We start from the raw sequence: 21,168 nt of genomic DNA on the forward strand, positions 1-21,168 counted from the left end.
GTCCTGAGGCATCGGGGCGTGGTGCGCCGGCCGATGCCTCAGGGCGCGGGCCGGCTTGGGGCCGGCCGTGGACGGGAAGGGGCGTGGCCCCGTCCCGTCCGCCGTGTGCCTGGTGAATCAGGCGCGTTGCGCGGGGCTCACCTTGAGCTGGGCGCCGCCGCGGAAGGTTTCCAGCTCGTCGGCCGAGGCCTTGATGAAGAAGCTCGACAGGTACATCAGCAGCCCGCCGAGGAACACCACGCCGCCGGCCAGGCGCACCCAGTAGAAGGTGGCGAGCTGGTCCTGCGTGGCCATGAAGGGCATGGCACCGCTCTCGGGCAGGCGCTGCAGCCACACCTGCAGGATGCCCGCGCCGGTGAGGGCCAGCACCATCACGCCCATGCCGATGCTCATGGTCCAGAAGCTCCACATCTCCACCGACTGCGCGCGGCGCGGGTTGGCCTCGCGGCCGCGCAGGATGGGCATGGCGTAGCTGATGATCGCGATCACCACCAGCACGTAGGCGCCGTAGAACGCCAGGTGGCCGTGGGCCGCCGTGACCTGCGTGCCGTGCGTGTAGTAGTTCACCGGCGACAGCGTGTGGATGAAGCCCCACAGGCCCGCGCCCAGGAAGCCCATCACCGCGGTGCCCACGGCCCACAGCACGGCGGCCTGGTTCGGGTGCTCGCGGCGGCGGCGCTGCACCATGTTGAAGGCGAAGACCGCCATCATGAAGAACGGGATCGGTTCCATCGCCGAGAACACGCTGCCGATCACCTTCCAGTAGCCAGGCAGGCCGATGAAGTAGAAGTGGTGGCCGGTGCCCAGGATGCCCGTCATCAGCGCGAAGGCGATGATGACGTAGAGCCACTTGTCGATGACCTCGCGGTCCACGCCCGTGGTCTTGACCAGCACGAAGGCCAGCAGCGCGCCCATGATGAGCTCCCACACGCCCTCGACCCACAGGTGCACCACGAACCACCAGTACATCTTGTCGCGCACCAGGTTGTGCGGGTTCACGAAGCTGAAGAGGAACAGCAGCGCCAGGCCCCACAGGCCCATCATCAGCACCAGGCCCACGCTGGTCTTGCGGCCCTTGAGCATGGTCATGCTCAGGTTGAGCAGGAAACCAAGTGCCACCACCACGATGCCCAGCTTGGTCGGCAGCGGCTGCTCCAGGAACTCGCGCCCCATGGTCTGCAGCAGGTCGTTGCCCGTGAGCTCGGCGAGCTTGGCGTAAGGCACCGCGAGGTAGCCCACGATGGTCAGCGCGCCGGCGGTCAGGAAGATCCAGAACAGCGCGATGGCCAGCTTCGGGCTCCACAGCTCGGTCTCGGTCTCCTCGGGCACGATGTAGTAGGCCGCGCCCATGAAGCCGAACAGCAGCCACACGATCAGCAGGTTCGTGTGGACCATGCGGGCCTGGTTGAAGGGGATGTAGGGGAAGAGGAAGTCCCCCACGAGGTACTGCAGGCCCAGGCTCAGGCCGAACAGGATCTGGCCGGCGAACAGCGCCAGGGCAGCGATGAAATACAGCTTCGCGACGGCCTGCGACTTGTACTTGAGTGCGATGGGTTTCATGGTGTCAGCCCTCGATGTTCGGCGGCCACTTCTCGGTATTGATCTGGCCGGTCCACTTCAGGAACTCCACCAGGTCGTCAAGCTGCTGCTCGCTCAGGTTGAACTGCGGCATCTGGCGCCGGCCCGGCGCGCCGCTGGGCTGCGCCTTCATCCATGCCTTGATGAACTCGCCGCCGCGGCGCTGGTGCACGTTGCCCAGCTCGGGCGCGAAGTACGCGCCTTCGCCCAGCAGCGTATGGCAGCCGATGCAGTTGCGCGTCTCCCAGATCGCCTTGCCGCGCTCCACCGCGGGCGTGATCTGCGCCGCATTGGAGCGGTGCGGTATCTGCCGCTCGGCATCCAGGATCAGGCCGGTGAACAGCAGCGCGAAGAACACGCTGCCGCCCCAGAAAATGTTGCGGGCCTTCTGCTTGGTGAACCCGCCGCTGCTCTGGCTCATGAGGGAGCCCTCCTAGGTTTGACTTGCGACAGGTACTCAGCCTAGTGATTCAGTCAGGAATTTCCTTGAACCCGTTCAAGGATCAACCAACGCCCGTCGACACGCTTTGCCAAGCGTGAAAAGAAAACGGGCCGGTGCACGAACGAGCACCGGCCCAAAACACATCCGTGGCAATGGAAACAAAAGGGTGGATGCACACGGAGAGGAGGACAACAGAAAAAAACGGGGGATGTCAGTGGCGGCACCTCCTTGGGTGGTTGAGTCAACAACGGCGTTTCGCGATTGCCTGAGTGGCATCGTAGGTCTTTGGCGGCATATTTCCTTGAACGGGTTCAAGACTGGCGCGTCTGCCCGCAAAAGCGTCTGTAACGGTCGGATTGGCAGGTCACTGCATCTGTCGCGCCGCCACGGCGCCGCCTAGCATCCGACCCATGGCCGCCGGCCGCGCCGGCGGGGACCATCAACCTTGAGATTTCAAAAAACCCCATGCGCAGCACGCTTTTCAAGCAGGTCGATGTCTTCACGCAGCAGCCGTTCCTGGGCAATCCGGTCGCGGTGATCCTGCAGGCCGAGGGTTTGAGCGACGAGGAGATGCAACGCATCGCGCGCTGGACCAACCTGTCGGAAACCACCTTCGTGCTGCCCGCCACGCAGCCCGGGGCCGACTACCGGCTGCGCATCTTCACGCCCGGCGGCGAGTTGCCTTTCGCGGGGCATCCCACCATCGGCAGCGCGCATGCGCTGCTGGAAAACGGCACGGTGGCCGCGCGCGACGGCGCGCTGGTGCAGGAATGCGCCGCCGGGCTGGTGCGGCTGCAACTGGAGCCGGGCGAGGGCGGCGCGCCCTGGATCGCCTTCGAGCTGCCGCAGCCCAAGGTGACGCCGCTGGACGAGGCCCACGTGGCGGAGCTGGAGTCCATCCTGGGCCAGCGCGTGCGGCGTGGCGAGGCGGCGCCGCGGCTGATCGACGTGGGCGCGCGCTGGGTCGTGGCGCAGCTGGAGGACGCGCAGGCCGTGCTGGCGTGCCGCCCCGACTTCGCGCGCATGAAGCGCCAGGAGCTGCAGGACCACGCCACCGGCGTGACCATCTTCGGCGAGCACGCGGCCGGCGCCGCGGCGCGCATCGAGGTGCGCTCCTTCGCGCCGGCCTGCGGTATCGAGGAGGACCCGGTGTGCGGCAGTGGCAACGGCTGCGTGGGGGTGTTCATCCGCGACTCGGGGCAGGCGCCGCGCATCGGGCGCGACTACGTGGCGGCGCAGGGCGCGCTGCTGGGCCGCGCCGGGCGGGTGCGCGTGGGCATGGAGACGCAGCGCATCCGCGTCGCCGGGCAGGCCGTCACCTGCATCGACGGGCGCATGGCGCTCTGAAGCCCGCCGAGGCGGGGAACGGCGCTTGCCACGCATGTCCCAGGCTTTTGAGGAGCGCGCCATGAATCCCGATCGCCCGCAAGCCACCGTGCCGGACTCCCCCATGGAGCAGCCGGAAAAGCTGCCTCCCACGCCGGGCCCCACGGTGCCCAAGGTCTGAGCGGCCAGACCACCTGGGAAATTTTCGAGCCCATTCCATCCCCTGGCGGCACGAGCGTTGCCGGCCCCGGGTGTCCGATCCGTTGCCGTGCAAGTCCAGCGATCGCACGGCGGCGTGTCCGGGTGCGCACCCGCCAGCGGAGGACAGCGCCATGGGGAGAACCCGAGACAACGCCGTTCAGGCCATCCAGCGCGCGGCCCAGCCGCTGGGTGCGGGGACGCTCCACGGAGGCTTCCGCGCCGCAGGCGCTGGGCGGCTTCGGGCGCTTCCCGCGCTGGCCGACCAGTTCGATGCCGTGGTGCACCTGGACCAGACCCGCGCGCTGCGGCCGCTGGAGCACGAGCATCCCTGGGAGCACACCGAGGAGCCGGGAACCTATCCCAGCGGGCTGTGAGCGGCGGATGGCGCATCGCGCCGCGGCAGCCCACGCGATGCGCCGTCCCCCCTATGCCTTCCGGTCGTCCCCGGAGGCCTCGTTCCTAATGCAGCGGCGCCCCGCCGCGCGTTTCCGGCGAGTCCAGCGCCGGCTGCCAGGGCCGTGCCTGGGTAGACGCCTGCGGCGCGCGGCCGGCGCCCGGCGGGTGCGCCGCCTCAGCCTCCGGCGCGTCCCGATGCCATCCCATGACGCGGCCGACGCCCTGGCCCAGTCCCTCGTTGCACATGGCCCGTGCCGCCAGGCCCAGCCCGGCGGTGCCGGCCAGCAGGCCGGGCATGCCGCGCCGCGACGCGCCGTACAGCGCCAGCAGCATGCCGCCGGCCAAGACCAGCAGCCGCGGCCCCGGCGCCCAGTGCGCCTGCCTCAACTCGGCACGCGGGCCGCTGCGCGGCACGCCACCTTGCAGCGCCGGCACCCGGGCGGCGGCGTCGTGCGGCTCCAGCGCATCGCGCACCTCGCGCACGCCGTGCACCGAGCCCACGCACCGCAGCAGGGGCGCCCGCTCGCTTGCCAGCACCGGGCCGCCGACGGTGACGCAGCCCTCGGCCGCGGTCACCCAGATGGCATGCGGATGCGACACCACGCGGCCCAGCGCGGCGCGCACGCGCTGCGTGAGCACCGCGTCGTCCGCCACGCCGCGCCGCACCAGACGCGTCGCCTGGGCGGCCACGCCCTTGGCGCGATGGCCCAGGTCGCGCAGGGCCACGTCGGCAAAGCCGGTGGCCGAGCGGCCCAGATGCAGCGCCTGGTCGCGCGCCAGCGCCAGGCGACGGCGCCGCTGCCGGGGATCGAGCAAGAACATCGCCGCCGCCCCGAGTGCCACGCCGACGGCGATGCCGCTGGCTGCGGTCAGCACCGAGGCCTCGGTGCCGGGACGCCAGCGCGCCGGCTCCCGCTGCGCGCGCGCCGCCCATGCCTCGCGCCCCGCGCGGGCCAGGGATTCGGCCCGGCGCAGGAGCCGCCAGCCGGCGGCCCGTCCTTCCTCGGCCAAGGCCTCGCTGCGGTGCAGGAATTGCCGGCTGGCGGCTCGTCCCTCATCGGCCAGGTCTTGCAGGCGGTCCGAGAACCGATAGCCCACGCGCTCCATGGCTTCGGCTGCCCCGCCGGCCCGGTGGCGCAGCCGCGCCCTGCGCCGAGTGCCCTGATCGGGATCCGTGAGGTACATCGCCGCGGCTCCAGCGACGAGTGCGCCAAGCGCTGTCCATACCTGCTTCATGTGCGTCTCCTTGCGGGTGCCGCTGCCGGCACGGCCCCTGCGCGGAACGTGCAACGCTCGTTCCCGGGCGGGCAGAAGCTCGGCCCCGGCGCCGAACGACCAGGCGTCCGGCTTGCCGGACCGTCGAAGGCGCCGCTGTCCGGGATACCGGACCGCGCGCGTCGTGCAGCGGCAATGGAAGCCCGGCCCATCAAGCACTTGGCGAAATAGATGCTTCTGGCATCCGGTTTGCAATGGAAACGCGCTCGGCAGGAAGGGCCGATACAGGCCCGTCCCAACCCGATGCGGGGACTTTTCCCCGATGGCCGGCAATCAGGCATCCATGGCCGCGGCGTCAAGCCGGGTCAGTTCCTGTACCCCCTTTCCAATACTCAGGAGACGTTCCAATGAAAAAAGTGCTGTTCGCCACGCTGGCCCTGGCCGCCACTTCCGCCGCGCTGGCGGAGTACCCCGAGAAGCCCGTCACGATCATCGTGCCCTTCGCCGCGGGCGGCCCCACCGACAAGGTCGCGCGCGACCTGGCCGAGGCGCTGCGCGGGCCGCTGAAGGCCACGATCGTCATCGAGAACGTCGGCGGCGCCGGCGGCACGCTGGGCGCGGCCAAGGTCGCCAAGGCCGCGCCGGACGGCTACACGCTGCTGCTGCACCACATCGGCATGGCGACCTCGCCGGCGCTGTACCGCAATCTGTCGTTCAAGCCCGTGGAGGACTTCGAGTACCTGGGCCTGATCAACGAGGTGCCGATGACCATCATCGGCAAGCCCGGGCTGCCGGCCAACAACTGGGCCGAGCTGCAGAAGTGGCTCAAGGACAACCAGGGCAAGGTGAATCTGGCCCACGCCGGCCTGGGTGCGGCCTCGCACCTGTGCGGGCTGCTGTTCCAGCAGAGCCTGAAGATGCAAATGACCACCGTGCCCTACAAGGGCACCGGCCCGGCCATGACCGACCTCATGGGCGGCCAGGTGGACGTCATGTGCGACCAGACCACCAACACCACGGCGCAGATCGCTTCGGGCAAGGTCAAGGCCTACGCCGTCACGACGCTCAAGCCGCTGAGCACCCCGGCGCTGGCCAAGCTGCCCACGCTGGACGCCTCGGGCCTCAAGGGCTTCAACGTGAGCATCTGGCACGGCCTGTACGCGCCCAAGGGCACGCCCAAGGCGGTGACGGACAAGGTGAATGCCGCGCTGAAGACCGCGCTGAAGGACCCGGGCTTCATCAAGCGCGAGGAGGACCTGGGCGCCGTGGTGGTCACGGACGCGCGCGTCAACCCGGCCGAGCACAAGAAGTTCGTCTCCGACGAGATCGCCAAGTGGACGCCGGTCATCAAGGCCGCAGGGCAGTACGCGGACTGAGTCGGTTCCTGCCCAACGCTGAAACATTTCTTCGTCATGCCCGCGCAGGCGGGCATCCACGCTGTCCGTGATGCCGCCTGGAGCTCGTGGACACCCACCTTCGCGGGTGTGACGGGATTTTCTTTGTCGGGATCAGGAACTGTTTGAGACGAAAGCCGCCCGCGGGCGGCTTTTTCACGCGGCGTCGGCTTGGCCTGCCGGCGCCACCGAGGCGCCCTGGATGCCATGCCGCGCCAGCGCCCGGGCCACGAAGCCGCTGGCCTTCATCTCCTCGACGAAAGCCGCCAGCGCCTGCGCCGCCGCCGCGCCGCGGTGCTTGGGCACCCCCATCGCCTGGCGGATCACCATGAAGCGCCCGGCCAGCAGCCGCAGCCCGCCCAGGCGCGCCGCGTCGGCTTCGAGCTGCTGCTTCACACCGGCGGCCACGTCCGCCCGATCACCCAGCGCCATGAAGGTGTGCACCACCGTGGGCGAGGTCGGCGAGCGCTCGATACGCGCGTGTTGCAGTTCCCGCGTCAGGAACAGGTCGTAGGCGCTGCCCTTGCCGACCACCACCACGTGGCCCTTGCGGTCCACCTCCTCGTTGGCACGGATGGGCGAGCGCTCGCGCACCAGGTAGCAGCCCTCGATCAGCACGTAGGGGCCGGTGAAGGCGATGTCCGCGCCGCGCAGCGGGTCGATGGCGAAGAAGCCGACATCGGCGCGCTCCTGCGCCACCACCTCCACCGACTTGCCGGCGGCGTCCACCACCACCAGCTCCAATTCCACGCCCAGGCGCCGGGCCAGTTCGGTGGCGAGGTCCACGGAAACGCCCTTGGCGGCGCCGGTGGCCGCGTCCTGGCCGGCCAGGATGGGGTTGCCCAGGTTGATGGAGGCGCGCAGCCGGCCGGTGGGCACGAAGGCGGTGACGAGGTCCTGGTCGAAATTCATGGCGTGGCTTCTCTGTCGTGGCTCAGGCGTGGGCGGGCTGGGCGGTGGCGCCTTGCTCGGCCATGGTCTTCTTGAGGATGGAGGGAATCACGCCGCCGTCGCGCAGCAGCGCCACTTCCAGCTGCGTCTCCACCGCGGCGGTGGCCATCAGCGCCTCGACGCGGCCGTCGGCGCGCAGCACGCGCACGGGCACCGGGCCACGCGGCGACAGCGCCGCCGGCATCGCATCCACCTCGATGCGGTCGCCCGGCAACAACTGCAGCGATTTCGGATCGGCGCCTTTGGGCAGCCGCAGCGGCAGGATGCCCATGCCGATGAGGTTCGAGCGGTGGATGCGCTCGAAACTCATCGCCAGCACGGCGCGGATGCCCAGCAGCCGCTGGCCCTTGGCGGCCCAGTCGCGCGAGGAGCCGGTGCCGTAGCGCTCGCCGGCCACCAGCACCACGGCCTCGCCCGCCTCGCGGTAGCGGCGCGCCACCTCCCAGATCGGCTGCACGTCGCCGCTGGGCACGTGCAGCGTGTGCGCCACCGGCATGCCCGGACGCAGCAGGTTCACCAGCGACTTGCTGTGGAAGGCCGCGCGCAGCATCACCTCCCAGTTGCCGCGCCGCGAGGCGAACACGTTGAGGTCGTCGCGGTCGTCACCGCGCTCCACCAGGAAGTCCGCCACCAGGCTGTCGGGCGGAATGGCGCTGGCCGGCGAGATGTGGTCCGTGGTCACGTCGTCGCCCACCACCAGCAGCGGATAGGCGCTGTAGCGGCCGAGCTGGCTGCCCTCCTCGGCGGAAGCGAAGGGCGGGCGGCGCAGCGCGGTGGACGCCGGGTCCCAGGGGAAGCGGGCGCTTTCCGGCGCCTCCAGCGCCTGCCACATCGGGTTGGCGCTGGCTTTGGTGAACTCGCGCCTGAAGTCCTCGCGGTCCAGCGCCTGCGCCACGTGTTGCATCACCTCCTCGCGGGTGGGCCACAGCATCGCCAGCGACACGGGCTCGCCGTCCGGCGCGGCCTGCACCGGCTCCCGGCTCAGATCGACCTCGGCGTTGCCCGCCAGCGCGAAGGCCACCACCAGCGGCGGCGACATGAGAAAACCCAGGTCCAGGTCCGGGTGGATGCGGCCGGGGAAGTTGCGGTTGCCCGAAGTCGCCGCCACCGGGTGGATCGTGCCCTTGGCGCGCTCCTCGCGGATGACGTCCGGCAGCGGGCCGGGATTGCCGATGCAGGTGGCGCAGCCATAGCCCACGATGTCGAAGCCCACCGCCGACAGGTCCTCGATCAGCCCCGCGCGCTCCAGGTACGCCGCCGCGGCCGGGGAGCCGGGCGACAGGGAGGTCTTCACCCAGGGCGGCACTTTCAATCCGCGCTGGCGCGCCTTGCGCGCCAGCAGCCCGGCGGCGATCAGCAAAGCGGGGTCGGAGGTGTTGGTGCAGCTGGTGATGGCGGCCACCGCCACCGGGTGGCGTGGCATCCGCGCGTGCGGTTCACTGGGCATGAAGCCACGCGCGGCCAGCACGCGGGCGGCGTCGCCGTAGGCCAGCAGGTCCTGCGGCCGGGTCGGGCCGGCGATGTGCATGCCCACGCTGTCCAGGTCGATCTCGATGCCGCGCGTGAAGCGGGGCTGGGCCTCGGGGTCGAACCACAGCCCGGCGTGCTTCGTGTAGGCCTCCACCAGCGCGACCTGGGCCTCGGAGCGGCCGGTGATGCGCAGGTAGTCCAGCGTCTGCCCATCCACCGCGAAGAAGCCGGTGGTGGCGCCGTATTCGGGCGCCATGTTGGCGACCACCGAGCGCTCGCCGGCCGTGAGCGTGGACACGCCGGGGCCGTGGAACTCGACGAACTCGCCCGACACGCCGATGGCGCGCAGGCGCTGCGTCACCGTCAGCGCCAGGTCCGTGGCCAGCACGCCCGCTCGCAATGCGCCGGTGAGGCGCACGCCGATCACGTCCGGCACGCGCAGCATGGTGGGCATGCCGAACATCACCGTCTGCGCCTCCAGCCCGCCCACGCCCCAGCCCAGCACGCCGATGCCGTTGACCATGGGCGTGTGGCTGTCGGTGCCCAGCATCACGTCCGGCACGGCCCAGGTCTCGCCCGCGCGCTGCTCGGTGGTGACCACCGTGGCGAGCTGCTCCAGGTTGATGGTGTGCATGATCCCGGTGCCCGGCGGGTTGATGCGCACGCCGCGCAGCGCCTTGGAGGCCCAGCGCAGGAAGCGGTAGCGCTCACGGTTGCGCCGCAGCTCGTGCCGCAGGTTCAGCTGCGGCGCGTCGCGGCGGCCGTAGACCTCCACCGCCAGCGAGTGGTCCACCGACACGTCCACCGGCAGCCGCGGGTTGAGCACCGCCGGGTCGATGCCGGCCTCGGCCAGCGCGTCGCGCATGGCGGCGATGTCCACCAGCGCCGGGGTGCTGGTGGTGTCGTGCATGAGCACGCGCCCGGGCTGGAAGGCGATCTCGGCCTCGCTGGTCGCGCGCTCCAGCCAGCCGAAGATCGCCGCCACCGCGGCCTCGCGCTCGCTGTCCTGCAGGTGGCGCAGCACGTTCTCCAGCAGCAGCCGCAGCACGGTGGGCAGCTGGAACAGCCGCGGGCCGAAGAGCGCGGGCAGGTCGATGAAGCGGAGGTCGGCGCCGTTGACGCTGAGCCGGCCGGCGGGGTGGGCGGTGGACTTGGACATGGGACTGCGAATAGAAGAAGTCATACGGGGTTCGCGAAGTTCTTGAACCCCATTGACCCGTTCGTCCTGAGGTATCGAAGGATGAACGGGTTGGAAGGCCCGGAAGCTTCATGAACCCGGGTCAGGCCGGCGAAAAGAGCATGCACACCGGGCTGCCGGTGGACACGCGGGCGCCGGTGGGCGTGAGCCGCCCGGAGTCGGCATCGACGGCGAAGGTGACGATGCTGTCGCTGTCCTCGTTGAGCGCGTACAGCAGCCGGCCATCGGGCGAGAGCGAAAAGGCGCGTGGCGTGCGGCCCTGCGTGGGTGTGGCCTCAACGAAACCCAGCCGACCCGTCGCCGGGTCGATGCCGAACACGGCGATGCTGTCGTGTCCGCGGTTCGAGGCGTAGAGGAAGCGCCCGGCGGCGTCCACGGCGATGGCGGCACAGCGGCTGTCGCCGGTGTAGTCGAAGGGCAGCGCGGGCAGCCACTGGAAGGGCTGCAGCGCGCCGGTGGCGGCGTCGAAGCGGTAGGCCCTGACGGTGGAGTCCAGCTCGTTGACCACGTAGGCCCAGGGCTGGCGCGGATGGAACGCCACGTGGCGCGGGCCGGCACCCTCGCGGGCGGCCACGAAGGGAATACCGCAGGGCACCAGGCGCCCGCCGTCGAAGCGGAAGCTCCAGGTGCGGTCGCAACCCTTGTCCGGCACCAGCACGAAGCGGCCGGAAGGGTCGAAGGCGTTGAAGTGCGGCTTGGGCTGTTTTTGCTCGACGCGGTGCGGGCCGATGGGGCCGTCCACCTTGACGAGTTGGCTCAGCGGCCGCAGCGAGCCGTCCTCGGCCACGGGCAGCACGGCCAGGCTGGCGCCGAGGTGGTTGGTCACCACCAGGAAGCGGCCGCTGGGGTCCAGCGCCAGGTGCACCGGGTTCCTGCCCTCGGTGCCCTGGCGGTTGAGGAAGCTCAGCCGCCCCGTGGCGCGGTCCACGGCGAAGGCGCTGGCCTCGCTCTGGTCGCCGTGCACGGTGTAGAGCCGCGTGCCGTCGCGGCTGAGCGCGAGGTACGAGGGGTTGACCAGGTCGCGGACCAGCTGCACCAGGCTCAGCGTGCCGTCCGCATGGACCTCGAACACGCTCAGGCCCTCGCCGCGTGCGTTGCGCTCGCGCGTGGTGCGGCAGCCGACGTAGGCGTACATGGGCGCGTCACTCCGGCTTGATGTCGGCGTCCTGGACGATCCTGGCGAAGCGCCTGGACTCGTCCTGGATGAAAGCCTTGAACGGCGCCGGCCCCATGGGCGCGACCTCGCCGCCCAGCTCGTTGAGGCGCTTGACCAGGTCCGGGTCCTTCAGCGCCTGCGCCACCGCGCCGTTGAGCTTCTCCACCACCGCCGCGGGCGTGGCCGCGGGGGCGAACAGGCCGAACCAGTTCTCCAGCGCGTAGCCCTCCAGGCCCTTGGTCTCGGACAGGGCCGGGATCTCGGGCGCCAGCGCCGAGCGCTTGGGCGAGGTCATGGCGATGGCGCGTACGCGGCCGTCCTTGATGAAGGGGCGGGCGCCGGCCAGGCTCACGAAGGTCATGTCCACGCTGCCGCCCGCCGTGTCGGTGAGCTGGTTCGACGCGCCGCGGTAGGGCACGTGCGTCAGCGCCTGGCCGCAGAGCTTTTCCAGCAGTTCGCCCGCGAGGTGCTGCGGGTTGCCGATGCCGCTGGTGCCGTAGCTGACGCCCGGATGGGCCTTGGCGTAGGCCAGCAGCTCGGCCGTGCTCTTGATCGGCAGCGCCGGGTTGACCACCAGCACGTTGGGCACCTTCACCACCAGGCTCACGGGCGCCAGATCCTTCTCCGGCGCGTACTGCATCCTGGCCTTGTAGACGTGCGGATTGATGGCGGTCTCGCCCGCGGTGGCCATCAGCAGCGTGTGGCCGTCGGCCGGAGCGCGCACGGCCGCGACGGCGCCGATCATCCCGCTGCCGCCGGCCTTGTTCTCCACGTTGACCACCTGGCCCAGCAGCGGGCGCAGCCTCTCGGCCAACAGCCGCGCCATCACGTCCACGCCGCCCCCGGGCGAGAAGGGCACGATGATCGTGACGGGCTTGCTGGGGTAATGGGCCTGCGCCAGCACGGTGGCCGGGGCCGCCGCGGCCAGCGCGGCGGTGCCCAGCACCTGGGCGGTGAAACGACGCCTGGACAGCATTCGATGTCTCCTCTCGTGGCCCGGCTCGGGGCCGGAAAGTGGGCGAATGCTAGGCAGGCGCCTGCCTGCCGAAAATTGATCTTTTGCCACAAGAGCGTTCTCCATCGGAGAACACTGCGGCGCTCAAACCACGGTCGCGGCGGCTTGTTCCAAGTGGTCGATCAACTCGCGTGTGATGTGGCTGAGCTCGCCGGGTTCGCGGAACACGATGGACAACTGGCGTTGCGCCCAGGGCTCGTCCAGCTCGACGCCGCGCAGGCGTCCGGCCGCCACGTGCGGCGCCAGCACGGCCGAGGGCAGCAGCGTGATGCCCAGCCGCGTCTGGACCAGGCGGCACATCGCGTCGAAGCTGCTGACCTGGATGCGCTGCTGCAGCGCGCGGCCACAGGCCTGCGCGCCCTGGGCCATGAGGATGGCCAGCGAGCTGTCGGCATGCGGGCCGACGAAGGGATACGAAAGTGCCTCCTCGAAGCGCACGGACCCGCGTTCGGCCAGCGGGTGGCCCTCCGGCACGCCCAGCATGAGGTGGTCGCTGCGGTACGGCCGCGTGCGCAGGCCGCTGGACGAGACCTGGCTGGCGACGATGCCGACGTCGGCGCTGCCATCGGCCACCGCCTGCATGACGGCCTTGCCCGTGCGCTCCTCCAGCGAGAGTTGCACGCCCGGGTAGCGCGCCAGGAACGCCTCCAGCTCGCCGGGCAGGCACTGCGTCAGCGCGGAGGCCACCGCGTGCAGCCGGATGTGGCCGCGCAGGCCGCCGGCGTACTCGTGCAGCTCCTCGTCCATGCGCTGCACCAGTTGCAGCATCCGCCGCGCGTGGTGCAGCAGCGACTGCCCGGCGGGCGTGAGCATCACGCCGCGCGGCTGGCGCACCAGCAGCGGCGTGCCGGCCAGCGCCTCCAGCTCGCCGATGCGCTTGCTCACCGCCGACACCGCCAGGTGCTGCCGCTCGGCGGCGCGGGTGAGGTTGCCGCACTCGGCAACGGCAACGAAGAGCTCCAGGCTGGTGAGGTCGTGACGCATGGGGCCAAGGTTCTCACGGCGGGAAGCGGCCGCCGGCGCGGGCGGATCGCCCAGGGCGCTTTCGGCACGCGCCTTGCCCGCCGCCGGCACCCTCACTTCGCACAGGAACAGCCATGGAGCTCGGGACCTCGTCCACCGCGGCTTACGCGCCGGGCAGCGTGACGGACTTGCCCCATCCGGTGGCGCCCGAGGGGCGTTTGCAGGGGGACCGGGTGCGCCGCCACACGGCGCACGAGGTGCTGCGGCGCATCGACGACGCCACGGCGACGAGCCTGGCGCAGTGCGCCACCGGCGGGCCGCAGGCCATCGCACAGCGCCTGGACGCGCTGGAGCGCGAGTGGGACGCCGATCGCGTGCTGGAGAGCAAGACCGCCGCCCTGGGCCTGATGGCGCTGGCGCTGGCCGTGGCCAAACCGCGGCTGCTGGTGCTGCCCGGCGTGGTGGCGCTGGCCCTGATGACGCACGCGCTCACCGGCCGCCACCCGCTGATGCCGCTGCTGCGCCGCCTGGGCGTGCGCACGGCGCGCGAGATCGAACGAGAGCGCCATGCGCTCAAGGCGCTGCGCGGCGACTTCGCCGGCCTGGGCGATGCGGACACCAGCACCGCCCAGCCCACCCCGGCGCCCGCCGTGGCCGTGCCGCCGCGGTCGGACCTTCACTGAGCCGGGAGATCGCCATGCCCCACATTGCCCAGCAGTTGCCCCCCACCAGCCGGCGCGTGGAACTGCACACCGCGCCGCACCTGAACCAAGCCATCCGCGAGCGCACCGAGGCCGAGGTGATGCGGCTGGAGCAAGCCGAGCCGCAAGCCATCGAAGCCCGGCTGCGGGCGCTGGACGCCGAATGGGACATCGAACGCCGGCTGCAGCTCAATGCCTCGGTGGCCTCGACGCTGGGGCTGCTGCTGGCCGCGACGGTGAGCCGGCGCTTCCTGCTGCTGCCCGCGGCCGTGTTCGGCTTCTTCGGCCAGCATGCGCTGCAGGGCTGGTGCCCGCCGGTGCCGGTGATGCGGCGCCTGGGCATCCGCACCACGCGCGAGATCGAGCGCGAGCGCTATGCGCTCAAGGCGCTGCGCGGCGACTTCGACCAGTTGCCCGGCGCCGCCGCCCCGGTGCCCGAACGCGTGCGCGCGGCGCTGGCGGCGGTGGATGCGTGAAGGGCGAGCCCGTCGTCAGCCCCGCCGCGCCGCCGGCAGCGCGTTGAGCGGGATGCGCAGGTAAGCCACGCCGTTGTCCTCCGCCGGGGGCAGTTGCCCCGCGCGCACGTTGACCTGCAGCGACGGCAGGATCAGCGCGGGCACTTCCAGCGTGGCGTCGCGCGCCTGGCGCAGGGCCACGAAGGCGTCCTCGCTCACGCCGTCGCGCACGTGGATGTTCGCCCGCCGCTGCTCGGCCACCGTCGTCTCCCAGGCCGGCCCGCGGCCCGAAGGCGGGTAGTCGTGGCAGACGAACAGGCGCGTGGCCGGGGGCAGCGCCAGCAGGCGCCGGATCGAGCGGTACAGCGTGCGCGCGTCGCCGCCGGGAAAGTCCGCCCGCGCCGTGCCCACGTCCGGCATGAACAGCGTGTCGCCCACGAACACGGCGTCGTCCACCCGATAGGCCATGTCGGCCGGCGTGTGGCCGGGCACCAGCAGCGCCGTGGCCTCGACCTCGCCGATGCGGAAGGTCTCGCCGTCCTTGAACAGATGGTCGAACTGGCTGCCGTCGGGCAGGAACTCGCGCTCCAGGTTGTAGAGCTTCCTGAAGGTGGCCTGCACCTCGCGGATGCGCTCGCCGATGGCGATCAGCCCGCCCAGGCGCTGCTGCAGGTGGCGCGCGCCCGACAGGTGGTCGGCATGCGCGTGGGTTTCCAAAATCCATTGAACCGTCAGCCCCTGCGCCTGCACGTAGTTGGCGATGGCGTCGGCCGACGCCGTGCCCGTGCGGCCGGACTTGAAGTCGAAGTCCAGCACCGGATCGATCACGGCCGCGCGGCGCGTGGCCTGGTCGGCCACGACGTAGGACACCGTCCGGGTGGCCGGATCAAAGAAAGGCGCGATGGTGGTGCGGGTGCTCATGGAAGGCTCCTTGGCAACGTTCTATTGATTTACATTATGTTATTTGATAGATTGTTGTCAAACGAATCGAGCAAGAGGTTCATGTCCGACACCCCCACCGTCATCGACCCGGACGTGCTGCGTCACGCTGCCGGGCGCGCCGTGGCCGCGCTGAAGGTGCTGGCCAACGAGGAGCGGCTGCTGCTGCTGTGCCAGCTCTCGCAGGGCGAGCTGTGCGTGAGCGAGCTGGAGCAGCGGCTGGGCATCCGCCAGCCGACGCTGTCGCAGCAGCTGGGCGTGCTGCGCACCGAGGGCGTGGTCAACACGCGGCGCCAGGGAAAGAACGTCTTCTACAGCGTTGGCGACCCGTCCCTGCTGGAGATCCTGGCGGTGCTCTACCGCCTGTACTGCCCCAAGGAGAGCGAGTCATGACCATCGACTGGAGCGCGTTCACGCCCTGGCCGGCGCTGGCCGGCGGGGTGCTCATCGGCCTGGCGGCGGCGCTGCTGGTGCTGCTCAACGGACGCATCGCCGGCATCAGCGGCGTGCTCGCCGGCCTGCTCAAGCCGGCCAAGGGCGACGTCGCCTGGCGCGCCGCCTTCGTGCTCGGCCTGGTGGGGGCGCCGCTGGTGTACCGCCTCGTGGCGGCGCTGCCGCTGCCGCGCATCGACGCCGGCTTCGGCGCCGTGATGCTGGCCGGGCTGCTGGTCGGCCTGGGCACCCGTTACGGATCGGGCTGCACCAGCGGCCACGGCGTGTGCGGGCTGTCGCGGCTGTCGCCGCGCTCGCTCGTGGCGACGCTGGCCTTCATGGGGGCGGGCTTCGCGACCGTCTTCGTGCTGCGCCACCTGCTGGGCGCCTGAGGAGCTGCCATGACCACCATCGCTGCACTGCTGGCCGGCCTGGTCTTCGGCCTGGGCCTGATCGCCTCGGGCCTGGCCGACCCGGCCAAGGTGCTGGCCTTCCTCGACCTGGCCGGCGCCTGGGACCCGTCGCTGGGCGTCGTCATGGCCGGCGCCATCGGCGTCGGCTCGGTGGCTTTCGCGCTGGCGAAACGCCGCCCGCGCTCCGTGCTGGGCCAGGAGATGAAGCTGCCCACCGCGCGGCACATCGACCGCCGGCTGGTGGGCGGCAGCCTGCTGTTCGGCGTCGGCTGGGGCATCGCCGGCTTCTGTCCCGGGCCGGGGCTGGTGATGCTGGGCATGGGCGAAGCCAAGGCGCTGGCCTTCGTGCTCGCCATGCTCGCCGGCATGGGGCTGTTCGAGCTGCTGGAGCGGCGCGGGACGCTGCGCCGGCGCCAGCCGGCTTGAGGGCTGCCCGGGGAAAGGGGTGGCGGCCTGCGACGGGTGGCGCGTCCAGGCAGGCGGCGGGCCCGGGCGGGTGCGATCTCAACCCTTCTTCGGGCGGCCGGCCTTCAGCGGCGTCAGGTCCTCCAGCGCGGCCTGCAGCTTCACGTCGTCCAGGGCGGCCAGCGCATGCAGCCCGGCGCGCAGCAGCTCGCTCTTCTTGGCCGGGCGCTTGAAGCCCAGCGCGCGCTCCTTGAGCACGGCGATCAGCGCGAAGTCGCCGCGCGGCATGGTGAAGCTGTCGCGCACGAGCTTGGGTTTCACGAAGGCCTTGGCCGGCTCCGCATCCGCACCCGGGGCGGCCGGCTTGTCGGACTTGGCGGGCTTCGCAGGGCTGATGGCCTTGCCGTTCATGGGCGTGTCCTTGGCGGCCGGGGCCGGCTTGTCCGCCGCGAGGGTGCGGGCCGCCGGCTTGACGGCCTTCGGCCGCTTGGGCGGCGCGGCCGGGGCCAGCGCTTCGGCCGACGCCTCCACCACGGCGGCAGCGGCTGCGGCCAGCGGAGCCACCGCCGCGGGCGGCGCGCTGGGTGTCGCCACGGCCGCGGGCAGGGCGGCGTCCGCGCCCTCCGGCGTGGTGGCGGACAGCAACACGGCGGGCGCCGGGCGTTCGGTCTTGCGGGGCATGGATCGCTCCTGGAATGGTGTAAATGATTTATACCATTTCTGACCATTCCGACGCGGAAATACCAGCGCTACCCCATAACAACAGCGCTTGGCAATACCGCATTCATGCGGACGCCTTCTGGTGGGGGGGTCAGAGAACCCCGGAACAGGCACCCTGGATGTCCGGTTCCAGGCGCAACCAGTCCGGAAAATTGCCCACGCAGCCTGCGCCATCCCCTGCACAGGTGAGACACCTCGTCAGACAGGCGCCACACAAGCATTCGCCGGGGAGCAGGGCGTTGGGCCGCGAGGGGCGTGCGGCGGCACAGTGAACGCCATCGCACGGGTCGTTGGGGACGACCGGAGGCAGGACATGCACACACTCAATGCCATGGCGCTGATCGCGCACGCGGTGCACCTGGCGGATTCCAATTTCGTTGGCGACGCACTCATGGAGGCCTGCCGCTGCGCCTCCTGGGAGGACCGGCAAGCCGTGCTGTGCATCGTGCGCTCGCGTCCCGAGCTGTCGCAGGAGGCGCATCCCACGCCGGAAATGGTGCTGCAGGCGCTGCGCGGGATGTTGCGCGAGCCACTGCAGTAGCGGCCCCGGCGGCCAGGCGCCGGCAGCGCGCTCAGCGCAAGCAAGCAGCGGGGAGCGTTGCGGCCACAACCCCCGGCCGCGCGCTCATCAGCGCATCAGCGCGGCGTCGATGCGCAGGGCCGCGCCCCCGCGGCTGCGCAGCGTGATGCGGTTGGTCAGGCCAACCAGCCCGGTGAGGTCGCGCATGGCGTCTTCCACGCGCTTGCGCAGCGAGGCGCGATCGACCTCGCCTTCCAGCGTGAGCCAGCCGTCGTCCACGCTGACGCTCACGTCGTCCATCAGCGAGGGCGCGCTCCACTGCAGCGCGGCACGAGCGGCCTGGGCGATCTCGGCGTCGCCGCGCTGGAGCTCCGGCGGCAGCACCACTTCCAGGTCCAGCTTGATGCGGCGCGCGCCGTTGATGCGCTGCAGCGTGCGCTCCACCGCGCAGCGCTCGGTGTAGGCCTCCAGCTGGCCCGAGAGCGTCACCACGCCGTCGCGCACCGTCACCTTGATCGGCAAGGCCTTCACGGCCGCGTCCCAGGCCAGCTCGGCTTCGACGTCTCGCTTCAGATCGGCATCGGTTTCCATGTCTCGCTCCTTGATGGGCTGTGTGCTTGGTGGGGTGCGGGCCGCAGCGTGCGCCGCCAGCTTTGCAGCGGGCTTACTTCACGTTCCCGGCAGGGCCAAACCCTATGATCGTTAACCCTTGGTTTTTCGCCCGTGATAGGGGCGCGGCATGCCGGCGCATGATTCACGCCCCCCGCCGGCCGGCCTTGCGCCAGCTCAAGCACGGCGGTTGCCCCGGGTGCGGGACGCTTCATGACGAACGCCGAGCGGCCCGCCGTGGTACGGCACCACGACCAGGCCGCCCGGCGCCCCAGCCTTTGCGAAGGAGCTTCGCGATGACCGACGTTCGAGCCATCTGCGCCATCGGCCTGCGCGGCCAGCTGGGCCTGCACGGGCGCATGCCCTGGGAAGGCGAGCGCGGGCGCGCCTTCCGCGAGGACGTGGCGCGCTTCTTCGAGATCACCCGCGGCCACGTGCTGCTGGCCGGGCCGCGCACCATCGCCAGCGTCCCGGAGTTCGCGAAGGCGGACCGCACGGTGGCGGTGATCCACTCCAGTGAGGCGCCGGCCGAAGTGCTGGCGCGCTACCCCGGCCGCGTGGTCTTCATCGGCGGCGGCCCGGCGGTGTGGGACGCCTACGCGCCCTTCATCCGGCACTGGGACGTGACGCGGCTGCCCTACGACGGCGACGCCGACCGCTGGTTCAAGCCCGAGTGGCTCACGGCCGGCGGAGCCGGGGCCTGAGCGGCGGGCCCGGCACACCCGCTCCCCCAGCTTTGTCCCGCCCGCGCGGGACAAATCGCCTATGGAGCGCCTCACACCGGCTGACTACGGTGGACCCCGGCTTGGTGATGGTTCCGCTTCAACCGTGATCGCAGGAGGCGCCCGATGGAAACGATCATGCGGATTTACGTCTGGTTCCTGCGGGCGTGCCTGGCCATCGCCGCGGGCTTCGTGCTGTGGCTGGTGGTGGAGACGCTGCGCTCCTCCGGCCTCACCGAGGACCTGGGCCAGGCCGGACGCGAGCCTTACGCCAGCGCCTCCCTCAGCCCGCTGGCCCTGCGCGTCCTGCGCTCCACCGCCGCGGCCAGCACCCCGGGCTGCGGCGACACCAGCGTGAACGCGCTGCGCGCCCGCGTGATGCCGGTGTAGGCCAGCTCGCGCGTGAGCAGCTGCGCGGCGCCGCCCTCCGGCAGCGCCAGTACCGTGTGCTCGAACTCCGAGCCCTGCGACTTGTGCACCGTCAGCGCGAAGGCGGTCTCCACGTCCGACAGCCGGCTCGCCAGCACCGAGCGCAGCTGCGGCCCCTCCAGGAAGTACACCCGCAGCGCGGTGCGCGCGCCCGGCGCCTTGAGCACGATGCCGATGTCGCCGTTGAACACGCCCAGCGCGCCCTGGTTGCGCGTGACCATCACCGGCCGGCCCTCGTACCACTCGCCGCTCTTCCTCAACAGCCCCGCGCCGGCCAGGCCGGCCTCGATGGCCTCGTTCAGGCCCTCCACGCCCCATTCGCCCTCGCGCACCGCGCACAGCACCCGGAAGCGCTCGAAAGCCAGCAGCACCTGCTTCGCCCACTCGGCGTGCGCGGCCTCGTCCTCGCCGCCGGGCCGCTCGCGCAGCAGCGCCAGGTAGGGCGCGTAGCCGCCCGGCGCGCCGGGACGGCCCTGCAGCGCCAGCCGCACCACGGCCCGCGGCGAAACGCTCTCCAGCCACCGCAGCTCGGGGCCCTGCGCATCGCGCAGCACGCGCTGCGCGGCGGGCACCTTGCCCTGGTTCACGGCCAGCGCGAGCGCGCCGATGGGGCCGCCGAAGCGCCGGCTCTCGCGCAGCATCACCGTCTGCTGCGCCAGCGCCGTCCCGGCGCCCTTGCAGAAGTCCTTGGGCAGCTCGATGCCGCACGCCGCCTGCACGTAGGCGCGCGTGTCCGCGTCGTAGTGCCCCTGGTCGGCCTCGCCGCACAGGTCGCCCAGCACCGCGCCGGCCTCCACCGAGGCGAGCTGGTCCTTGTCGCCCAGCAGCACCACGCGCGCCGAGGCGGGCAGCGCGTCCAGCAGCGCGGCCATCATCTCCAGGTGGACCATGGAGGCCTCGTCCACGATCAGCACGTCCACGTCCAGCGGATGCGAGGCGTCGAAGGCGAAGCGCCGCGTGTCCGGCCGCCCGCCCAGCAGCCCGTGCAGCGTGCGCGCCGCGCCGATGCGCGCCGTGAGCCCGGCCAGGTCCGGCGTCGGCCCCAGCCGCTCGGCCAGCGCCTGCAGCGAGCCCTCGATGGACTGCTTCAGCCGCGCCGCCGCCTTGCCCGTGGGCGCGGCCAGTGCGATGCGCAGCCGCTCCGGCGCCGGCGCGGTGGCCAGCAGCAGCGCCAGCAGCCGCGCCACGGTGTAGGTCTTGCCCGTGCCCGGCCCCCCGGTGATCACGGACAGCCGCCCGCGCAGCGCCACCGCGCAGGCGATCTTCTGCCAGTCGGGCTTTGCTGCCCGGACGCCGGACGCCGGCGGGAAGAGGCGATCCAGCCAGTCCCGCGCCGCGGCCAGGTCCACGTCCTCGCGCAGCACGCCGCGCGCACGCACCTGCGCTGCCACGCGCTGCTCGTAGTCCCAGTAGCGGCGCAGGTACAGCCGCGTGCCGGCCAGCACCAGCAGCGGGGTGTCGCGGTCCGGGCCGGCGGCGGCGGTCGCGCCGGTCGCCGCGCCGGGACCGTCCGCCGCG

General features: G+C 71.5%; 22 protein-coding genes. 10 read left to right on the forward strand and 12 right to left on the reverse strand.

From position 1 onward, the window contains the following. Window positions 1-117 precede the first annotated feature (117 nt). Both Q0741_RS05600 and Q0741_RS05605 read right to left on the reverse strand, forming a co-directional pair. Window positions 118-1,560, reverse strand: coding sequence for a cbb3-type cytochrome c oxidase subunit I (locus Q0741_RS05600; protein WP_298232205.1), 1,443 nt, complete (start codon window positions 1,558-1,560; stop codon window positions 118-120). A 4-nt stretch (window positions 1,561-1,564) separates the two neighbouring features. Then, window positions 1,565-1,999: a cytochrome c gene (locus Q0741_RS05605; protein WP_298232206.1), complete on the reverse strand. Its 435-nt coding sequence runs from the start codon at window positions 1,997-1,999 to the stop codon at window positions 1,565-1,567. 486 nt (window positions 2,000-2,485) lie between these two features. On the opposite strand from Q0741_RS05605, the gene Q0741_RS05610 reads away from it, so the two are divergent. Next, window positions 2,486-3,367, forward strand: a complete 882-nt coding sequence (locus Q0741_RS05610) for a PhzF family phenazine biosynthesis protein (protein ID WP_298232207.1) — start codon at window positions 2,486-2,488, stop codon at window positions 3,365-3,367. 311 nt (window positions 3,368-3,678) lie between these two features. Beyond that, window positions 3,679-3,921: a hypothetical protein gene (locus Q0741_RS05615; RefSeq protein ID WP_298232208.1), complete on the forward strand. Its 243-nt coding sequence runs from the start codon at window positions 3,679-3,681 to the stop codon at window positions 3,919-3,921. A gap of 85 nt (window positions 3,922-4,006) precedes the next feature. On the opposite strand, the gene Q0741_RS05620 is transcribed toward Q0741_RS05615, so the two are convergent. After that, complete coding sequence (locus Q0741_RS05620; protein WP_298232209.1) at window positions 4,007-5,128, reverse strand: BON domain-containing protein; 1,122 nt, start codon at window positions 5,126-5,128, stop codon at window positions 4,007-4,009. Window positions 5,129-5,565: 437 nt separating this feature from the next. Here Q0741_RS05620 and Q0741_RS05625 point away from each other — a divergent pair, with 437 nt between their 5' ends. Then, on the forward strand, window positions 5,566-6,534 hold the full coding sequence (locus Q0741_RS05625; protein WP_298232210.1) for a tripartite tricarboxylate transporter substrate-binding protein: 969 nt from the start codon (window positions 5,566-5,568) through the stop codon (window positions 6,532-6,534). Between the two features lie 174 nt (window positions 6,535-6,708). On the opposite strand, the gene Q0741_RS05630 is transcribed toward Q0741_RS05625, so the two are convergent. The 5 genes from Q0741_RS05630 to Q0741_RS05650 all read right to left on the reverse strand — a co-directional run bounded on the left by Q0741_RS05630 (window position 6,709) and on the right by Q0741_RS05650 (window position 13,326). Then, window positions 6,709-7,464: a transporter substrate-binding domain-containing protein gene (locus tag Q0741_RS05630; RefSeq protein ID WP_298232211.1), complete on the reverse strand. Its 756-nt coding sequence runs from the start codon at window positions 7,462-7,464 to the stop codon at window positions 6,709-6,711. A gap of 22 nt (window positions 7,465-7,486) precedes the next feature. Continuing rightward, the gene (gene acnA, locus Q0741_RS05635) at window positions 7,487-10,132 is read right to left on the reverse strand and encodes an aconitate hydratase AcnA (protein ID WP_298232212.1); all 2,646 of its coding nucleotides are present in this window, start codon (window positions 10,130-10,132) and stop codon (window positions 7,487-7,489) included. Between the two features lie 121 nt (window positions 10,133-10,253). Then, entirely contained in the window at window positions 10,254-11,306 is a 1,053-nt protein-coding gene (locus tag Q0741_RS05640; protein WP_298232213.1) for a lactonase family protein, read from the reverse strand. Between the two features lie 7 nt (window positions 11,307-11,313). After that, complete coding sequence (locus tag Q0741_RS05645) at window positions 11,314-12,303, reverse strand: tripartite tricarboxylate transporter substrate binding protein (RefSeq protein WP_298232214.1); 990 nt, start codon at window positions 12,301-12,303, stop codon at window positions 11,314-11,316. A 123-nt stretch (window positions 12,304-12,426) separates the two neighbouring features. Then, on the reverse strand, window positions 12,427-13,326 hold the full coding sequence (locus Q0741_RS05650; RefSeq protein WP_298232215.1) for a LysR family transcriptional regulator: 900 nt from the start codon (window positions 13,324-13,326) through the stop codon (window positions 12,427-12,429). 113 nt (window positions 13,327-13,439) lie between these two features. On the opposite strand from Q0741_RS05650, the gene Q0741_RS05655 reads away from it, so the two are divergent. Both Q0741_RS05655 and Q0741_RS05660 read left to right on the forward strand, forming a co-directional pair. Then, a complete protein-coding gene (locus Q0741_RS05655; protein WP_298232216.1) occupies window positions 13,440-13,988 on the forward strand; it encodes a hypothetical protein in 549 nt (182 codons plus the stop codon). Window positions 13,989-14,002: 14 nt separating this feature from the next. After that, window positions 14,003-14,482 carry a hypothetical protein gene (locus Q0741_RS05660; protein WP_298232217.1) on the forward strand — a complete coding sequence of 160 codons (480 nt, stop codon included), beginning with the start codon at window positions 14,003-14,005 and terminating at the stop codon, window positions 14,480-14,482. Window positions 14,483-14,497: 15 nt separating this feature from the next. Here Q0741_RS05660 and Q0741_RS05665 read toward each other — a convergent pair whose 3' ends face one another. Beyond that, the gene (locus Q0741_RS05665; protein ID WP_298232218.1) at window positions 14,498-15,382 is read right to left on the reverse strand and encodes an MBL fold metallo-hydrolase; all 885 of its coding nucleotides are present in this window, start codon (window positions 15,380-15,382) and stop codon (window positions 14,498-14,500) included. Window positions 15,383-15,463: 81 nt separating this feature from the next. Between Q0741_RS05665 and Q0741_RS05670 the strand changes: the two genes are divergently transcribed. Genes Q0741_RS05670 through Q0741_RS05680 form a run of 3 tightly spaced genes read left to right on the forward strand, consistent with a single transcriptional unit; the run spans window position 15,464 to window position 16,671 of the window. Next, window positions 15,464-15,793, forward strand: a complete 330-nt coding sequence (locus Q0741_RS05670; protein ID WP_298232219.1) for a helix-turn-helix transcriptional regulator — start codon at window positions 15,464-15,466, stop codon at window positions 15,791-15,793. Then, window positions 15,790-16,224, forward strand: coding sequence for a YeeE/YedE family protein (locus Q0741_RS05675; protein ID WP_298232220.1), 435 nt, complete (start codon window positions 15,790-15,792; stop codon window positions 16,222-16,224). Before Q0741_RS05670 ends, Q0741_RS05675 begins: the two co-directional genes overlap by 4 nt. 9 nt (window positions 16,225-16,233) lie before the next feature. Continuing rightward, window positions 16,234-16,671, forward strand: a complete 438-nt coding sequence (locus Q0741_RS05680; protein ID WP_298232221.1) for a DUF6691 family protein — start codon at window positions 16,234-16,236, stop codon at window positions 16,669-16,671. 78 nt (window positions 16,672-16,749) lie between these two features. Here the strand turns inward: Q0741_RS05680 and Q0741_RS05685 are convergent, their stop codons facing one another. Beyond that, window positions 16,750-17,331 (reverse strand): hypothetical protein, encoded by a 582-nt coding sequence (locus Q0741_RS05685; protein WP_298232222.1) that lies wholly within the window; start codon window positions 17,329-17,331, stop codon window positions 16,750-16,752. A gap of 352 nt (window positions 17,332-17,683) precedes the next feature. Here Q0741_RS05685 and Q0741_RS05690 point away from each other — a divergent pair, with 352 nt between their 5' ends. Further along, window positions 17,684-17,911, forward strand: a complete 228-nt coding sequence (locus Q0741_RS05690; protein WP_298232223.1) for a hypothetical protein — start codon at window positions 17,684-17,686, stop codon at window positions 17,909-17,911. Window positions 17,912-17,998: 87 nt separating this feature from the next. On the opposite strand, the gene Q0741_RS05695 is transcribed toward Q0741_RS05690, so the two are convergent. Next, the gene (locus Q0741_RS05695; RefSeq protein ID WP_298232224.1) at window positions 17,999-18,481 is read right to left on the reverse strand and encodes a BON domain-containing protein; all 483 of its coding nucleotides are present in this window, start codon (window positions 18,479-18,481) and stop codon (window positions 17,999-18,001) included. Between the two features lie 314 nt (window positions 18,482-18,795). Between Q0741_RS05695 and Q0741_RS05700 the strand changes: the two genes are divergently transcribed. Then, complete coding sequence (locus Q0741_RS05700) at window positions 18,796-19,203, forward strand: dihydrofolate reductase (protein ID WP_298232225.1); 408 nt, start codon at window positions 18,796-18,798, stop codon at window positions 19,201-19,203. Window positions 19,204-19,487: 284 nt separating this feature from the next. Here Q0741_RS05700 and recD read toward each other — a convergent pair. After that, a partial coding sequence (gene recD / locus Q0741_RS05705) for an exodeoxyribonuclease V subunit alpha (protein WP_298232226.1) occupies window positions 19,488-21,168 on the reverse strand: 1,681 nt, incomplete at its 5' end.

This window comes from uncultured Azohydromonas sp. (assembly GCF_937926365.1).
Lineage (GTDB): Bacteria > Pseudomonadota > Gammaproteobacteria > Burkholderiales > Burkholderiaceae_C > Azohydromonas.

Excerpts from the sequence above, each read along its gene's own strand:
- Q0741_RS05610 (WP_298232207.1), top strand. The coding sequence starts at position 2,486 with ATGCGCAGCACGCTTTTCAAGCAGGTCGATGTCTTCACGCAGCAGCCG.
- Q0741_RS05665 (WP_298232218.1), bottom strand. The coding sequence starts at position 15,382 with ATGAGCACCCGCACCACCATCGCGCCTTTCTTTGATCCGGCCACCCGG.
- Q0741_RS05685 (WP_298232222.1), bottom strand. The coding sequence starts at position 17,331 with ATGCCCCGCAAGACCGAACGCCCGGCGCCCGCCGTGTTGCTGTCCGCC.
- Q0741_RS05645 (WP_298232214.1), bottom strand. The coding sequence starts at position 12,303 with ATGCTGTCCAGGCGTCGTTTCACCGCCCAGGTGCTGGGCACCGCCGCG.
- Q0741_RS05620 (WP_298232209.1), bottom strand. The coding sequence starts at position 5,128 with ATGTACCTCACGGATCCCGATCAGGGCACTCGGCGCAGGGCGCGGCTG.
- Q0741_RS05700 (WP_298232225.1), top strand. The coding sequence starts at position 18,796 with ATGACCGACGTTCGAGCCATCTGCGCCATCGGCCTGCGCGGCCAGCTG.
- Q0741_RS05615 (WP_298232208.1), top strand. The coding sequence starts at position 3,679 with ATGGGGAGAACCCGAGACAACGCCGTTCAGGCCATCCAGCGCGCGGCC.
- Q0741_RS05630 (WP_298232211.1), bottom strand. The coding sequence starts at position 7,464 with ATGAATTTCGACCAGGACCTCGTCACCGCCTTCGTGCCCACCGGCCGG.
- Q0741_RS05695 (WP_298232224.1), bottom strand. The coding sequence starts at position 18,481 with ATGGAAACCGATGCCGATCTGAAGCGAGACGTCGAAGCCGAGCTGGCC.
- Q0741_RS05670 (WP_298232219.1), top strand. The coding sequence starts at position 15,464 with ATGTCCGACACCCCCACCGTCATCGACCCGGACGTGCTGCGTCACGCT.
- Q0741_RS05600 (WP_298232205.1), bottom strand. The coding sequence starts at position 1,560 with ATGAAACCCATCGCACTCAAGTACAAGTCGCAGGCCGTCGCGAAGCTG.
- Q0741_RS05690 (WP_298232223.1), top strand. The coding sequence starts at position 17,684 with ATGCACACACTCAATGCCATGGCGCTGATCGCGCACGCGGTGCACCTG.
- Q0741_RS05625 (WP_298232210.1), top strand. The coding sequence starts at position 5,566 with ATGAAAAAAGTGCTGTTCGCCACGCTGGCCCTGGCCGCCACTTCCGCC.
- acnA (WP_298232212.1), bottom strand. The coding sequence starts at position 10,132 with ATGTCCAAGTCCACCGCCCACCCCGCCGGCCGGCTCAGCGTCAACGGC.
- Q0741_RS05675 (WP_298232220.1), top strand. The coding sequence starts at position 15,790 with ATGACCATCGACTGGAGCGCGTTCACGCCCTGGCCGGCGCTGGCCGGC.
- Q0741_RS05655 (WP_298232216.1), top strand. The coding sequence starts at position 13,440 with ATGGAGCTCGGGACCTCGTCCACCGCGGCTTACGCGCCGGGCAGCGTG.
- Q0741_RS05650 (WP_298232215.1), bottom strand. The coding sequence starts at position 13,326 with ATGCGTCACGACCTCACCAGCCTGGAGCTCTTCGTTGCCGTTGCCGAG.
- Q0741_RS05680 (WP_298232221.1), top strand. The coding sequence starts at position 16,234 with ATGACCACCATCGCTGCACTGCTGGCCGGCCTGGTCTTCGGCCTGGGC.
- Q0741_RS05660 (WP_298232217.1), top strand. The coding sequence starts at position 14,003 with ATGCCCCACATTGCCCAGCAGTTGCCCCCCACCAGCCGGCGCGTGGAA.
- Q0741_RS05605 (WP_298232206.1), bottom strand. The coding sequence starts at position 1,999 with ATGAGCCAGAGCAGCGGCGGGTTCACCAAGCAGAAGGCCCGCAACATT.
- Q0741_RS05640 (WP_298232213.1), bottom strand. The coding sequence starts at position 11,306 with ATGTACGCCTACGTCGGCTGCCGCACCACGCGCGAGCGCAACGCACGC.